General features: G+C 66.4%; 12 protein-coding genes and 1 pseudogene. 10 read left to right on the top strand and 3 right to left on the bottom strand.

The genetic code is table 11. The annotated features are described in order from the left end of the window. Nucleotides 1-10 precede the first annotated feature (10 nt). The 5 genes from ADIAG_RS06440 to ADIAG_RS06420 all read left to right on the top strand — a co-directional run bounded on the left by ADIAG_RS06440 (nucleotide 11) and on the right by ADIAG_RS06420 (nucleotide 6,693). The gene (locus ADIAG_RS06440) at nucleotides 11-637 is read left to right on the top strand and encodes a hypothetical protein (protein ID WP_007270528.1); all 627 of its coding nucleotides are present in this window, start codon (nucleotides 11-13) and stop codon (nucleotides 635-637) included. Then, a complete protein-coding gene (locus ADIAG_RS06435) occupies nucleotides 630-1,922 on the top strand; it encodes an adenylate/guanylate cyclase domain-containing protein (RefSeq protein ID WP_007270527.1) in 1,293 nt (430 codons plus the stop codon). The genes ADIAG_RS06440 and ADIAG_RS06435 overlap by 8 nt, the downstream gene beginning before the upstream one ends. After that, nucleotides 1,923-3,077 carry a PP2C family protein-serine/threonine phosphatase gene (locus tag ADIAG_RS20015; protein ID WP_007270526.1) on the top strand — a complete coding sequence of 385 codons (1,155 nt, stop codon included), beginning with the start codon at nucleotides 1,923-1,925 and terminating at the stop codon, nucleotides 3,075-3,077. 237 nt (nucleotides 3,078-3,314) lie between these two features. Beyond that, on the top strand, nucleotides 3,315-5,591 hold the full coding sequence (gene ligA / locus ADIAG_RS06425) for an NAD-dependent DNA ligase LigA (RefSeq protein WP_007270525.1): 2,277 nt from the start codon (nucleotides 3,315-3,317) through the stop codon (nucleotides 5,589-5,591). A 79-nt stretch (nucleotides 5,592-5,670) separates the two neighbouring features. Further along, entirely contained in the window at nucleotides 5,671-6,693 is a 1,023-nt protein-coding gene (locus ADIAG_RS06420) for an inositol monophosphatase family protein (protein WP_007270524.1), read from the top strand. 231 nt (nucleotides 6,694-6,924) lie between these two features. Here the strand turns inward: ADIAG_RS06420 and ADIAG_RS06415 are convergent, their stop codons facing one another. The 3 genes and pseudogenes from ADIAG_RS06415 to ADIAG_RS20825 form a co-directional block, all read right to left on the bottom strand. Beyond that, nucleotides 6,925-7,713 carry a glucosamine-6-phosphate deaminase gene (locus ADIAG_RS06415; protein ID WP_007270523.1) on the bottom strand — a complete coding sequence of 263 codons (789 nt, stop codon included), beginning with the start codon at nucleotides 7,711-7,713 and terminating at the stop codon, nucleotides 6,925-6,927. A 66-nt stretch (nucleotides 7,714-7,779) separates the two neighbouring features. Then, on the bottom strand, nucleotides 7,780-8,388 hold the full coding sequence (locus tag ADIAG_RS06410; RefSeq protein ID WP_007270522.1) for a hypothetical protein: 609 nt from the start codon (nucleotides 8,386-8,388) through the stop codon (nucleotides 7,780-7,782). 117 nt (nucleotides 8,389-8,505) lie between these two features. Continuing rightward, nucleotides 8,506-8,769: pseudogene (locus tag ADIAG_RS20825) on the bottom strand (carbohydrate ABC transporter permease); the annotation flags it as partial. Between the two features lie 83 nt (nucleotides 8,770-8,852). Between ADIAG_RS20825 and ADIAG_RS06405 the strand changes: the two are divergent. The 5 genes from ADIAG_RS06405 to gatB all read left to right on the top strand — a co-directional run bounded on the left by ADIAG_RS06405 (nucleotide 8,853) and on the right by gatB (nucleotide 13,730). Next, complete coding sequence (locus ADIAG_RS06405; protein ID WP_007270520.1) at nucleotides 8,853-9,377, top strand: GNAT family N-acetyltransferase; 525 nt, start codon at nucleotides 8,853-8,855, stop codon at nucleotides 9,375-9,377. 276 nt (nucleotides 9,378-9,653) lie between these two features. Further along, nucleotides 9,654-10,232: a maltokinase N-terminal cap-like domain-containing protein gene (locus ADIAG_RS06400; RefSeq protein ID WP_007270519.1), complete on the top strand. Its 579-nt coding sequence runs from the start codon at nucleotides 9,654-9,656 to the stop codon at nucleotides 10,230-10,232. A gap of 134 nt (nucleotides 10,233-10,366) precedes the next feature. Further along, complete coding sequence (gene gatC, locus ADIAG_RS06395) at nucleotides 10,367-10,663, top strand: Asp-tRNA(Asn)/Glu-tRNA(Gln) amidotransferase subunit GatC (RefSeq protein ID WP_007270518.1); 297 nt, start codon at nucleotides 10,367-10,369, stop codon at nucleotides 10,661-10,663. 3 nt (nucleotides 10,664-10,666) lie between these two features. Continuing rightward, nucleotides 10,667-12,214 (top strand): Asp-tRNA(Asn)/Glu-tRNA(Gln) amidotransferase subunit GatA, encoded by a 1,548-nt coding sequence (gene gatA, locus ADIAG_RS06390; RefSeq protein ID WP_007270517.1) that lies wholly within the window; start codon nucleotides 10,667-10,669, stop codon nucleotides 12,212-12,214. A 1-nt stretch (nucleotide 12,215) separates the two neighbouring features. Beyond that, nucleotides 12,216-13,730, top strand: a complete 1,515-nt coding sequence (gene gatB / locus ADIAG_RS06385; RefSeq protein ID WP_007270516.1) for an Asp-tRNA(Asn)/Glu-tRNA(Gln) amidotransferase subunit GatB — start codon at nucleotides 12,216-12,218, stop codon at nucleotides 13,728-13,730. Nucleotides 13,731-13,767: the final 37 nt, after the last annotated feature.

Here is a 13,767-nt window from a genome sequence, read left to right as displayed (position 1 = left end):
GAGCCGGGACGTGAAATTGATACTGGAGAAACGCGAACGCGTCCTCGTCAAGACCCGTGCCCACCGCAGGGTGCTGCGCGGCCCCCTGCTGGGCTTCCTGTTTCTGGTCGCCGCCACCAGTTACCTCACCGGCCTGCTGCTGCGCGAGGACCTGGCGCCCTGGCTCGTCGAGGGGCGCCCCCTGTTTCTGGCCCTGTTGGCGGTGGTGTCGGGGGTGCTGCTGTTCGTCTGGTGCCTGCGCCCGTGGATCCGCTGGGCCAACCGCTACATCTACCTGACCACCGAACGCATCGTGACCAAACGCGGACGCCGGGCCGCGGGGCAACATTCCATCGGGTTGTACGCAATCCACGATATCGTTGCGGTGGTGCGTCACAACGCGCCGCAACTGGCCCCCGGGACGTTGCGGATCGTGCTGGGTGAGGACCGGGTGGACATCACCCACGTTCCGGCAGTGGCCCGCATGCGCGGCCATTGCGTCGGGGCCATCACCGCCCTGCCGCACTTCCCGGCGGTGGATGGTGTAAACATGGTAGAAGGAAACGGCGGGCTCCCGCCGATGAGGCCGACGAACGAAGCGCATGAGCAGCAGCACCAACACCCCCAGAACCCCAGAGAATGGACTGAGCATGAGTGAGCGGTCGCCGGCGACGGGCACCCAAGCCGTTGCGCCCACCGCTGCCCGTGACGCGGCACGTGCCCATCGTCATCCCCCCACAAGCCCCGATACCGCGGTCACCGGGACCACGGTGGGCCCCGCCGAGGAACCGACGGCTGCCGTTCCGGCCGGGGCAGTTGAGCTTGAGCCAGCACTCGCGGACCCGTTGGCCGACTTGTTGGAGGCCATGAAGCGCCCCGAGCAGGTCAACCGGACCACCCCGGGACCTGCCCGCGACTCCGTGCGTGAGCTGGAACGGCGCCTGCTGGGAGCCGACCGCACCATGCGCAGGCGTGAAATGGCCGCCGGGGCGGGGGTCTCGCTGCTCTCAGCGCGCAAGATTTGGCGCGCCCTGGGCTTCCCGAACCTGGGCGACGAAGAAGTCTTTTTCACCGGCGTCGACCAAGATGCCCTCAAATCCATCCTGAACATGGTCCGCGAGGGCACCCTGACCGAGGAAACCGCGATCTCGCTGACCCGCTCGGTGGGCCAGATGACCGACCGCATGGTGGTCTGGCAGGTCGAGGCACTGGTCGAAGACATGGTGCAGAACCAGAAGATGAGCGACCCCGAGGCGCGCCGGAACCTGGTGAACCTGCTGCCGGAGATCATCGAACCGCTCGAGGACCTGCTGGTCTATTCCTGGCGCCGGCAGCTCAACGCCGCGGTGCACCGGCTGGTGTTGCGCGCCGAGACCGGCCTGGCAGCCTCCGCCGAGGGCCGCGACGGCTCCGAGGATGATGCCCCGCTGCCGCTGGCTCGCGCCGTGGGCTTCGCTGACCTGGTCTCCTACACCGCGCTCTCGCGCCGCATGAATGAACGCACGCTGGCGCAGTTGGTGCAGCGCTTCGAGTCCAAGTGCGCCGAGATCATCTCCATCGGCGGTGGCCGGTTGGTCAAGACCGTCGGCGATGAGGTGCTCTTTGTGGCCGAGACCCCACAGGCCGGCGCGCAGATCTCCCTGGCGATGTCCAAGGAGTTCGCCGCCGACGAGCTGCTGCCCAACACCCGCGTCGCTCTGGTCTGGGGCAGGGTGCTTTCCCGACTAGGAGACATCTACGGTCCGACGGTGAACCTTGCCGCGCGGCTGACCTCGCTGGCCGAGCCCGGCACGGTGCTCACCGACGAGCTCACCGCCTCCACGCTGGCCGGGGATGCGCGCTTTGTGCTTGAACCTCAGGAAACCACCGCGGTGCGCGGCTTCGGCGATGTCACCCCGGTGCGCCTGGCACCTGGTACCGGATCGGGACTGGTGTTGGACTAGATGGACTACGGATTCGGGCAGGTGCATGCCACTGCGGCAACAGATATCGGGCTGCGCCGGGCCGTGAATGAAGACGCGGTGCTCGACGCCGGAACGATCTTTGCCGTGGCCGACGGCATGGGTGGTCACGAGGCCGGGGACCTGGCCTCCCGGCTGGGCATCGCCGCCCTGGCAGAACTTGCCGATACCGCGGGGGCAAACTCTGGTTCCCCGCGCACGCTGCCGCACGCCAGCGACGTGCTGGCCCGGGTCAACGCAGCCGACGAGTCCATTCGTCGGGCCATCGGGGCCCGCGGCGGAACCACGCTCTGCGCGCTGGCGCTGGTGCGCACGGAACAGAACGGCGGCACCTGGCCCGTCTCGGGGGACCACGCCCCGGAGTCTTCGCCGGGCCAAGGAACGCATCCGGCTCCCGCCACCGATGTGCTGCGCCTGCCGATGCCTGCCCTGGGCGAGCCGCGCTACCTGCCGGGCACCGACGAAGCGTTCGAGGCCGCACACGCCTCGACGCCCCCGACCCCCGGTCCCGACGAGGAACCACTCAGCGACCCGGCCACCGCCGATCACCCGGAACCTACCACCGATGTGCTCCCGCGCGCCGAACTCGAAGCCGCACTGGCTGAGCCTGCCCCCGTGCCGCCGGTGGTAGTCACCTCCGCCAAGGTCACCCCGATCCCCGGGGCCCAGGCACCTGATACCCCTGCCCCGGCAACCACCCCCACCGCCACCACGGCCCCCACCGGGCAGGTGCGGCTGATGCTGCTCAACGTCGGGGATTCGCGCGGCTATCGGCTGCGCAACGGTGTGCTGACCCAGCTGACCCGGGACCACTCGGCGGTCCAGGAACTTCTGGACGCCGGGATCATCACCGAGGCCGAAGCCCGCATTCACCCTCAACGCAACCTGATCACCCGCGCTCTGGGCGCCGGCGGCAACGCGGTGCCCGACACCCAGTTCCACATCCCGCGCCCGGGGGATCGCTACCTGCTGTGCACCGACGGGCTCACCGGAGAGGTCGAGCACTCCGCCATGGAACAGATCCTCGCCCACGTCCCGGATCGCGCCGCAGCGGTTCACCAGCTCATCGACGCCGCCCTAGCCAGCGGCGGCCGGGACAATATCTCGGTGATCATCATCGACGTCGAGTCTCCCTGACAGAAACTTCGGTGCCCGCCCCCGATGGCTGACCCCCGGGTACCTGCCCCTTCCCGGGCGGCATCCGAGGACAGGCTCTTACCGGAGCCCCCTAGGCAACCGGGGGCCCACGCGCCACCAGCACTCGGGAGCCCGTAGGAGCCCACCGAAGCGCCGCGCCACACGCGCACCGCGCCCGGGCACCAACTCGTCGGTGTTCTGGGGCAAAATGGAGAGGTGACTGACCAAGAACCGACCATGCAGCCCGATACGCTCCAAACTCCCGATGCGGATGTGCCCGATGAGGCACTGCGCCAGGAGTACCAGGAGCTGACCGAGACGATCCGCAAGCACCGCGCTGCGTATTACAACGACGATGCCCCGCTGATCTCCGACGCCGAGTTCGACGTGCTCTACTCGCGCCTGGAACTCATTGAAGCGCGCCACCCTGCCATCGTCGCCAATGACTCGCCCACCCAGGAAGTTGGTGGCGAGGTCTCCGCTGCCTTCGCACCGGTCGAGCATCTCTCGCGCATGTACTCGCTGGAGGATGTGTTCTCCCTCGATGAGGTCACCGCCTGGGGCGAGAAGACCGCGGCCAACGCCGCGTTGCGAGCTGCCGGACACGAGCTCAAATGGCTCTGCGAGGTCAAGATCGACGGGTTGGCGGTGAACCTGCTCTACCGCGACGGCAAGCTGGTGCGCGCGGCAACCCGCGGGGACGGTACCACCGGCGAGGACGTCACGCACAACGTGCTGACCATCAAAACGATCCCGACCCAGCTGGCGGGGGAGAACTGGCCGGCAGAGGTCGAAGTGCGTGGGGAGATCTTTATCCCCTCGGTGGACTTCGCCGCCTACAACGAGGCCCTGATTACCGCCGGCAAGGCCCCGCTGGCCAACCCGCGCAACGCAGCGGCAGGTTCCATCCGGCAAAAGGACCCGTCGGAGACCGCCAAGCGCCCACTGAAGATGTTTGTGCACGGCTTCGGGGTGCGCGCCGGGCTCGCCGCCGCCACCCAGTCGGAAACCTATCAGCTGATGGAGTCCTGGGGGCTGCCGGTCTCCCCATATTTCAAGGTCGTCGACACCCTGGATGAGGTGCTCGGATTCATCGCACACAACGGTGAACACCGCCACGACCTGCTCCACGAGATCGACGGCATCGTGGTGAAGACCGATTCATTCGAGATCCAGCGCAACCTGGGCAACACCTCCAGGGTCCCGCGTTGGGCCGTCGCCTACAAGTACCCGCCCGAAGAGGTCAACACCAAGCTCATCGACATTCAGGTGCAGGTGGGCCGCACCGGCCGGGTCACCCCCTTCGGCATCATGGAACCGGTGCTGGTCGCCGGGTCCACCGTCAGCCGCGCGACGCTGCACAACCAGGACGTGGTCAAGGCCAAGGGCGTGCTCATCGGGGACACCGTGATCCTGCGCAAGGCCGGGGACGTGATCCCGGAAATCGTCGGGCCCGTCCTGCCGCTGCGCGACGGGAGCGAACGCGAATTTGTGATGCCCACGCACTGTCCTTCCTGTGGAACGGCACTGGCCCCGGCCAAGGAGGGGGATGTGGATATCCGCTGCCCCAATGCGCGCTCCTGCCCGATCCAGCTCACCGAACGCGTTGACCACTTGGGCGGGCGCGGCGCCTTCGACATCGAGGCGCTGGGCTACGAGGCAGCCCAGGCACTGACCGTGGGCCCGGGAGACGACCCGGCGGAAAACGGTGGGATCATTGCCCCGGCAGGCCCCGGTCCGATCACCTCCGAGGCACAGATCTTCGATCTGGCAGCCGGCAACCCGGATGACACCTTGCGCCGGAGCCTGGCAGAGGTGCAAGTGTGGCGTGAGATCCGTTCCAAGGGAGCGGGCACCGGAAAATTCGCGCTGGTCCCGTACTTCTACTCCAAGGCCACGGCCAAGAAGGAATCGGGCCCGACCAAGACCACACTCAAACTCTTCGATGAGCTGGAGAAGGCCAAGACCAAGCCGTTGTGGCGGGTGCTGGTCGGATTGTCCATCCGGCACGTGGGGCCCACTGCCTCACGCGCCATGGCGACCCGCTACGGGTCGATGGACAAGATCATCGATGCCCTGGAAACCGAGGGCGCCCGCGAGGCCCTGGCCGAGGTCGACGGGGTCGGAACCATCATCGCCGACGCGCTGATCGAATGGTTCAGCATCGACTGGCACCTGGAAATCGTGCGCGCCTGGGCGGCAGCTGGCGTCGCGATGGAAGATGAGCAGGACGAATCCATCGTGAAGCATCTTGAAGGCATGAGCATCGTGGTCACCGGCACCCTGCCGACCTACAGCCGCGACGCCGCCAAGGAAGCGATCATCATCCGCGGCGGTAAGGCTGCCGGGTCGGTCTCCAAGAACACCGCTTACGTGGTGGCCGGCGAGGCCGCCGGTTCCAAGCTGGACAAGGCCGTCTCGCTGGGCATCCAGGTGCTTGACGAGGAAGGCTTCGTGCTGCTGCTCGAAGGCGGCCCCGAGGCGGTCGAAGGCCGGCCCAACCCCGGCGCCTAGCACCGACCCGGCGCACGCTCCTGCCCGCCCATCCCCGCACCGACACGCACCCCCCCACACACGTTCCAAGGAGCACCAGATGAGCACCAATCCACAGCCCAAGCACCTGCAAGGCGCACCGTCGGCCGGCAAGCCAGAGACCGGGGCCCCGCAGGTGCGCCGCGAACTGTTGGCCGTGGCCCGTGAAGCCGCAGCGGCCGGCGCCGCGGTGCTGGCCGAACGCGGCCGTGGACGGGTGGCCGCCGACACCAAGTCGGCTGCGGGGGACTGGGTCACCGACTTTGATCGGCGGGCGGAGATGGCGGTGCGCGATGTGATCGCCGCGGCTAGGCCGCATGACGCGATCACCGGGGAAGAATACGGGCACACCGACCCCGCCGAACCCTCCGGGTACCGTTGGTCCATCGACCCGTTGGATGGCACAGCGAACTTCGTGCGCGGCATTGTGTACTACTGCACCTCGGTGGCGGTCTTCGGTCCGGTGGATGGGCCAGCGGTTCCTGCCGCGGGTGCACACCCGGCGAAAATGAAAACCGCGCCGGCCCAGGGCGCCGTAGCGCCGGAAGACGGCAATTCGCTGGCCGCCGACGGAGCCGCGATGGATACCGGAACCCACGGCTGGCTTGCCGGGGCGATCAACGCCCCAGCCTTGGGCACCGAATACTACGCCGCCGCCGGGGACGGGGCCTGGCTCATCGATTCCACGCAGGTCGCCGGCAGCGGGTCACGGCGCGGCGGCAGCGCAACCCGTGCCCAACGGTTGCACGGCGGAGACCAGAACGAAGCAGGCAAGTTGCTGGCCACGGGATTCGGTTACGACGCGGATCGGCGCCAGTTCCAGGTCGGTGCGCTGCTGGGGCTGATGCCCGGCTTCGCGAATGTCCGCCGCATCGGATCGGCTGCCCTGGATCTGTGCCTGGTCGCCGACGGCACCCTTGACGCCTACGCCGAATACGGGACCCAGGAATTTGATTGGGCGGCAGGGGCGCTGATCGCCGCAGAAGCGGGGCTGCCGGTGCTGCGCCCGCGCACCAATCCGGGCTGGCAGGCCGCCGGCTACCTAGACTTTGATGCGTTGCCGGCCGAGCAGGCCACACACTAGAACCGTCGAAGGGCCGAGTGATGGGCCGGGCGCCGGGCGCCGGGCCTGGCGCCGGGCCGGGCGCTGGGCTGGGCGAAGGTTCAGCGAAGGTTTGGTGCCTCTTGGGGCACATGCGAAGGACCCGCCGCTCCGGGGAGTGATCCACGGTGCTGCGGGTCCTTCGTCAGATATTCCCTCACGGGAAAACGATCAGTGTGTCCGGAAGCCTCGGGGCCGCGGAACGAATGAAACCTAGATGCCGAACTGCAGGCCGGCGGCCGAGTCGTCATAGTAGAGGCGGTTCTTCAGGCCGGCGGCGGCAGCCTCATCCAAGACAATCACTGCGTCGGGGTGCAGCTGCACGGCCGAACCCGGGCAAGCGGAGGACAGCGGGCCCTCGAGCGCCGTGGCAATGGCTTCGGCCTTGTTGGAACCGGTGGCGATCAGTACCACGCGGCGGGCTTCCAAGATGGTGCCCAGGCCCTGGGTCACCGAATGTGTGGGGACCTGATCGATGCCATCGAAGAAGCGCGCATTGTCCTCGCGGGTCTTGTTGGACAGGCGCTTGATACGTGAGCGTGAACGCAGCGAGGATCCGGGCTCGTTGAAGCCGATGTGGCCGTTGGTCCCGATGCCCAGGATCTGCACGTCGACACCTGCCGCCACGATGGCCGCATCGTAGGCAGCTGCCTGTTTGCGGATCTGTTCCTCGGAGTCGCCGAAGCCGTTGGGGGTGTTCAAGTTGGCTTCGGGCAGGCCGATGACCTTGCAGAGTTCCTGGATCAGGGTCTGGCGGTAGGACTGCTTATGGGTGCTCTCCAGCCCGACGTATTCGTCCAGGGCGAAAGCAATGGTGTTGCTGAAGTCAGCCTCGCCGTTCTTCACGGCCTTGGCCAGTTCTCCGTAGAGTCCCAGCGGGGTGGACCCCGTGGCCACTCCCAGTACGTTGTGGCCCTCGGTGCGCGTTTGCAATCCCTCAAGCACCGCTTCGGCTGCGAACTGAGCTGCTTCTTCGGGGGTTGCGGCGATCAAAACTTCCATGGGTGTGTTCCTTATGGGTGGGGCCGGAATATCGTTACGGGTGCGGCAAAGCAGGCCTAGCCAACGTCATAGAGCGTATCTTGTGCGAGGCTGGGTCTTCCACTTCGTGGGTGCGTGGGCCCGGACAAGCGGGCGCGCTGGGGTCCGCGGGCGGGGTCCGGTGGCCAGCATCCACCGGTCGGGCGCTTCACTCAAAAGGTCCTGGGATGCAGGTCGGAGCCAGTAATTGGCCCAGGGCACGGGAGACGCTGCGGGAGGCCCCGAACGTGTAGAGGTCCGCTGCCGAACGTGGCCAACCGCATTCAACAACCATGACCGTGCGTTCGTCGGCCCGCAGCTGATCGGCAAGCGCCCAAATCGGGTGACAGGTATCGAGTCCGCGGCCGCCGCGGCGGTGGTTGCTTCGTCATTGATGCGGCCGAGCACCGCGTTGCCCGGCTGGTTGGGCCCGGTGAGGTAGTGCAGGCGGGTGACGTCCCCGCCCTCCTCGTCCATGGTCAGCAGCACGGTGTCGGAGGAGTCGCGCAGCTGACCAAGCAATGCCTTCAGCTGGCCGGGTGAAACGACGTTGGTACCGTAGATGCACACCGACCCCATCCCGGCGGCCAGTGCGTCGACGATCCAGCCGGGCATGGTGGTGCCGCTGAATCCCGGCATCAAGGTGGCGGCGGCCAACGTGCGTAGCCGCGGCTCGTGCGGGCGGGCAGCAACGATTGCTGCTGGTTCCGCCGTCGAATGCCGTCGAATTCTCGGCGACGTCTTGTGATTGCGGGTCGAAGTTGGGGAACATCATTAGTCCTTCACCGCACCGCCGACCAGCCCCGAGGACATCTTGGACTGCACGATCATGAAGAAGGCGATCACCGGGACCGCGACCATCATGGAGGCGGCCATAACCATGCCCCAGTCGGTCTCGCGGGTGGCCGAGGCCTGTACGAAGCCGCGCAGCCACAGCAGGAGGGTCTTCATCTAGTCCTCGGTCATCCCCACCAAGGCAACGGTCAATTCGTTCCACGCCTGCAGGAACGCGTAGACACCCGAGGCCACCATGCCCGGGGGCCGGCGGCGCTGGTGAGGTTCGCAACAAGTAGCCGAAGCGTACGGGACAGCAGGGGCCCGGGCTGGCACACTTGAAGATAATGACTACGACAACCATCGCACCCGCAAATACCCTGGTGATCCGTCCGGCCACCGAAGCCGATTACCCGCATATCGCGCGGATCACGTTGGACTCTTACCTGCATGCGGGGCACTTCGATGATCCCGACCACGAATACCTGCAGTTCGTGGCGCAGGTTGCCGCACGCCACGCCGCGGCCGAGATCCTGGTCGCTGAACGCGACGGGAAGGTCATCGGATCCGTCACGCTGGTGCGTCACGGGAGCGAATACGCGGACATCGCACTGCCCGGCGAACTCGAATTCAGGATGCTCGTTGTTGACCCTGAGGTGCAGCGCTCGGGAGCCGGACGCGCACTGCTCAACGCGGTGATTGCCCGTGCCCGGGAAATCGACGAGGTGCACACCATTTCGCTGACCACCGGAGGACACTGGATCGCAGCCCGCGCACTCTACGAGGCCGACGGGTTCACCCACGCCTCAGAACGCGACTGGTATGTCCCGAACACCGAGATCGTCCTGGTCGTCTACACCTACGTGCTCTAGAACTACCCACGCTGATTCCTGTGTTCTTTTCCTGCCGCTCGCTTCCCGTGCGGGGTACGGGGAAATGAGCGGGGACGCGGGCCTCTGACATCGAGAATTTCCGGTGTCAGGGGCCTTCTGCACCTAACCAGCAGCTCCGAGGGTGTCTCCCTCCGAGTGCCGTCGGTCCGATGCCCGGCGCGTGTGGCTAGGGTGGGGGTCGGGCATCGGTGAGGATTCACAGGTATCGCCGGCCCAACAGAGGTTTCATCCGTCGACGTCGTGCAGGAGAACAACATGAGCGAGATTTTCAACACCACCATGGATCCGACCAAGCACCAACTGATGGCCGCGTGGCTGCCCCAGCAGGACTGGTTCGCCGGCGAGGGCGAACCGGTGTTGGAGACCTTGGGCGGGTTCCGTCTTGATGATCCGGCCGGCGAGGTAGGCATGGAATTCATCGTCGTGGCCGATACGGCTACGGAAAGCCCGGTCATTTACCACGTGCCGTTGAGCTACCGCGGGCAAGAACTGCCTGGAGCGGAAGCCTCGCTGCTGGGTACCAGCGAGCACGGGGTGCTGGGCAAGCGCTGGATCTACGACGGCACCGGCGACCCCGTGTGGCAGGCACAGGTCAGGGCCCTGTTGGCCGGCCAGGTCGAGGCGCAGCACCAAAACACCTCCTTCACCCTCGAGCCGCTGGTCAAGGTGCAGCGCCCTGCGCAGGACGGGGTGGAGCAGGCGGACACCGAGATCCGCGTGATCCGCCGGCCGGTGGCCGGTGGCTCCGCGTCGGACGCGGCCACCGCATGGGTCAGTTCGCCCTGGAGCGAAAACGGTGTGGCCGTCGACGGGGCAGTGCTCGAATTCTCCTAGCTGAGAGACCCCGACAACCCGCGGGTTGCCGGGGATAACGATGGCGCGGGCGATGGTCCCGCAGACGCCATCGAGGGCCGGTGGGGCGTACTAGACTAGGGGGGAAACCCCATCCGCCCCACCTAGGGAGATATATGTCTGCCATCAGCCGTGAGGACGTTGCGCATTTGGCGCAGCTGGCCCACATCGAGATGAGCGATGCCGAGCTGGAGAAAATGACCGGCGAACTCGGTGTCATTGTCGAATCAATCGCGTCGGTCTCCGAGGCCGCCTCGGCCGATGTTCCGGCCACCTCGCACCCCATTGCCCTGACGAACGTGTTCCGCGAAGACGTCGTGGGAACGACGCTTACCGCCGAAGAAGCGCTGATGAACGCACCGGACTCCGTCGATACCCGCTTCAGGGTGCCGGCCATTTTGGATGGAGAGTAATTCATGAACCAGATCATCCAACTTTCCGCCACCGAGCTTGCAGCCAAGCTGCGTGCCGGCGAAATCACGTCCGTCGAAGCCGTGCAGGCGCACCTGGACCGCATTGCCGAGATTGACGGCGGGGAGCGCGGAGTTCACGCCTTCCTGCACGTGAACACCGACGAAGCACTGGCAGTTGCCGCCGAGGTCGACGCCATTCGCGCCGCCGGCGGAGCCGAAGCCGAGGCACTGCACCCGTTGGCCGGCGTGCCGATCGCCATCAAGGACCTCATCGTCACCAAGGGGCAGCCGACCACCGCCGCCTCGAAGATGCTCGAGGGCTGGATGAGCCCCTACGACGCAACCGTGATTTCCAAGATCCGCGCGGCGAAGCTGCCGATGCTGGGCAAGACCAACCTGGACGAATTCGCGATGGGTTCCTCCACCGAGCACTCGGCCTACGGCCCGACCCGCAACCCGTGGGACCTGGACCGGATCCCCGGTGGCTCCGGCGGCGGTTCCGCTGCAGCGGTGGCCTCCTTCGAAGCTCCGCTGGCCTTGGGCACCGATACCGGCGGATCGATCCGCCAGCCAGGTGCTGTCACCGGCACCGTCGGCGTGAAGCCGACCTATGGCGGAGTCTCGCGCTACGGAGCCATCGCGATGGCCTCCTCGCTGGATCAGATCGGACCGGTCGCCCGTACCGTGCTTGACTCGGCCTACCTGCACGAGCTGATCGGCGGGCACGACCCGGCCGACTCCACCTCGCTGAACGAACAGGTGCCGGCGCTCATCGCCGCCGCCGAACAGGGCGCAACCGGTGACATGACCGGGGTGCGCGTGGGCGTCATCAAGGAGCTGCAGGGCGAAGGCTACGAAGCTGGAGTCCAGGCACGCTTCGACGAATCACTGGAGGCACTGCGTGCCGCCGGAGCCGAGATCGTGGAGGTCTCCTGCCCGAACTTCAAGTACGCGCTGGCCGCCTACTACCTAATCATGCCCTCGGAAGTATCCTCCAACTTGGCCAAGTTCGACGGCGTGCGCTTCGGCACCCGTGTGCTGCCCGAAGAGGGTCCGCTGACCATCGAACGCGTCATGGGTGCTACCCGTGCCGCAGGCTTCGGCGAGGAGGTCAAGCGCCGCATCATCCTGGGCACCTACGCGTTGAGCGCGGGCTACTATGATGCCTACTACGGCTCGGCGCAGAAGGTCCGCACGCTGATCCAGCGCGACTTCGACGCCGCGTTTGCGCTCGCCGACGTGCTGATTTCCCCGACTTCCCCGAACGTCGCCTTCGAGCTGGGCTCCAAGATCGATGACCCGTTGTCGATGTACCTCAACGACGTGGCCACCATCCCGGCGAACATGGCCGGGATCCCGGGCATCACCGTTCCCGGTGGACTGTCCGAGGGCCTGCCGGTCGGGATCCAGTTCCTGGCCCCGGCTCGCGAAGACGCGCGTCTGTACCGTGTCGGAGCGGCACTTGAGAAATTGCTGGAAGACTCTTGGGGTGGCCGTCTATTGGATCAGGCCCCCGAATTGTCCGCCACCACCACCGGAGGGGTTGCCTAACATGGCCATGCACCAAGAAGAACTTGTCGACTTCGATGTCGCACTGGAAAAATACGACCCGGTGTTGGGCTTTGAGGTCCACGTCGAGCTGAACACCAAGACCAAGATGTTCTCCTCCGCACCGAACGTGTTCGGCGATACGCCCAACACCAATGTGACCCCCGTCTGCCTGGGCCTGCCCGGCGTGCTGCCGGTGGTCAACAAGACCGCGGTGGAATACGCGATCATGATCGGTCTGGCGCTGAACTGCAAGATCGCCGAACGCTGCGGTTTCGCCCGGAAGAACTACTTCTACCCGGACACCCCGAAGAACTTCCAGACCTCCCAGTACGACGACCCGGTCGCGTACGACGGCTGGATCGACATCGAGCTGTCCGACGGCGAGGTCTTCCGCGTGGAGATTGAACGCGCACACATGGAAGAAGACGCCGGCAAGCTCACCCACATGGGCGGGGCCACCGGCCGCATCCAGGGTGCCGACTACTCGCTGGTGGACTACAACCGCTCCGGCGTGCCGCTGGTGGAAATCGTCACCAAGACCATCGAGGGTGCCGGCAAGCGCGCCCCCGAGCTGGCGAAGGCCTACGTCGCGGCGATCCGCGAGATCGTCAAGGCACTGGATGTCTCCGACGCGAAGATGGAGCGCGGCAACGTGCGTTGCGACGCCAACGTCTCGCTGATGCTCAAGGGAGCCGAGAAGTTCGGTACCCGCACCGAGACCAAGAACGTGAACTCGTTGCGCGCCGTGGATCACGCGGTGCGCTTTGAGATCGAGCGCCACGCAGCGGTGCTTAACTCGGGGGCTGCCATCGTGCAGGAAACCCGCCACTGGCACGAGGACACCCGCACCACGACCTCGGGCCGCCCGAAGTCGGACGCGGATGACTACCGCTACTTCCCGGAACCGGACCTGGTGCCGATTATCACCACGCCCGAGTGGATCGAGGAGCTGCGCGCCCGCCTGCCCGAGCCGCCGGCCGAGCGCCGTAAGCGCCTGCAGGCAGCCTGGGGTTACTCGGATGCCGAGTTCCGCGACGTCGTGAACGCGGGTGTTACCGAGCAGATCGAGGAGACCATTGCCGCTGGAACCACCGCCGCGGTGGCCCGCAAGTGGTGGATGGGCGAGATTGCGCGCCTGGCCAACAACGCCGATAAGGACGTTGCAGATCTGGGTGTCACTCCGGCCACGATCGTGGAACTGAACTCGCTGATCGGCGCGAAGAAGATCAACGACAAGATCGCCCGCCAGGTGCTCGAGTTTGTGGTTGCCGGCGAGGGAACGCCCTCCGAGATCGTCGAGAAGCGTTCGCTTGCGGTGGTGAACGACGATGCGGCACTGGGTGCCGCAATCGACGCTGCCATGGAAGCCATGCCCGACGTCGTCGCCAAGGTCAAGGGCGGCAAGCTGCAGGCCATCGGTGCGCTGATGGGCCCGGTCATGAAGGCCACCCGCGGACAGGCCGATGCCGGCCGCGTGCGCGAATTGGTGCTGGAGAAGCTGGGCATCGAGGGCTAGTTCCCGAAGTTTTCCGCTTCAGACAGCCTCGAGCCCC

The sequence above is a fragment of the Paeniglutamicibacter gangotriensis Lz1y genome (genome assembly GCF_000348945.1).
Classification (GTDB): domain Bacteria; phylum Actinomycetota; class Actinomycetes; order Actinomycetales; family Micrococcaceae; genus Paeniglutamicibacter; species Paeniglutamicibacter gangotriensis.
Note: the sequence above shows the minus strand (reverse complement) of the source record. Positions and strands in the feature narration are given on the sequence as shown.

Excerpts from the sequence above, each read along its gene's own strand:
- ADIAG_RS06415 (WP_007270523.1), bottom strand. The coding sequence starts at position 7,713 with ATGGAAGTTTTGATCGCCGCAACCCCCGAAGAAGCAGCTCAGTTCGCA.
- gatA (WP_007270517.1), top strand. The coding sequence starts at position 10,667 with ATGAACCAGATCATCCAACTTTCCGCCACCGAGCTTGCAGCCAAGCTG.
- ADIAG_RS06405 (WP_007270520.1), top strand. The coding sequence starts at position 8,853 with ATGACTACGACAACCATCGCACCCGCAAATACCCTGGTGATCCGTCCG.
- gatB (WP_007270516.1), top strand. The coding sequence starts at position 12,216 with ATGGCCATGCACCAAGAAGAACTTGTCGACTTCGATGTCGCACTGGAA.
- ADIAG_RS06400 (WP_007270519.1), top strand. The coding sequence starts at position 9,654 with ATGAGCGAGATTTTCAACACCACCATGGATCCGACCAAGCACCAACTG.
- ADIAG_RS20015 (WP_007270526.1), top strand. The coding sequence starts at position 1,923 with ATGGACTACGGATTCGGGCAGGTGCATGCCACTGCGGCAACAGATATC.
- ADIAG_RS06420 (WP_007270524.1), top strand. The coding sequence starts at position 5,671 with ATGAGCACCAATCCACAGCCCAAGCACCTGCAAGGCGCACCGTCGGCC.
- gatC (WP_007270518.1), top strand. The coding sequence starts at position 10,367 with ATGTCTGCCATCAGCCGTGAGGACGTTGCGCATTTGGCGCAGCTGGCC.
- ligA (WP_007270525.1), top strand. The coding sequence starts at position 3,315 with ATGCAGCCCGATACGCTCCAAACTCCCGATGCGGATGTGCCCGATGAG.
- ADIAG_RS06435 (WP_007270527.1), top strand. The coding sequence starts at position 630 with ATGAGTGAGCGGTCGCCGGCGACGGGCACCCAAGCCGTTGCGCCCACC.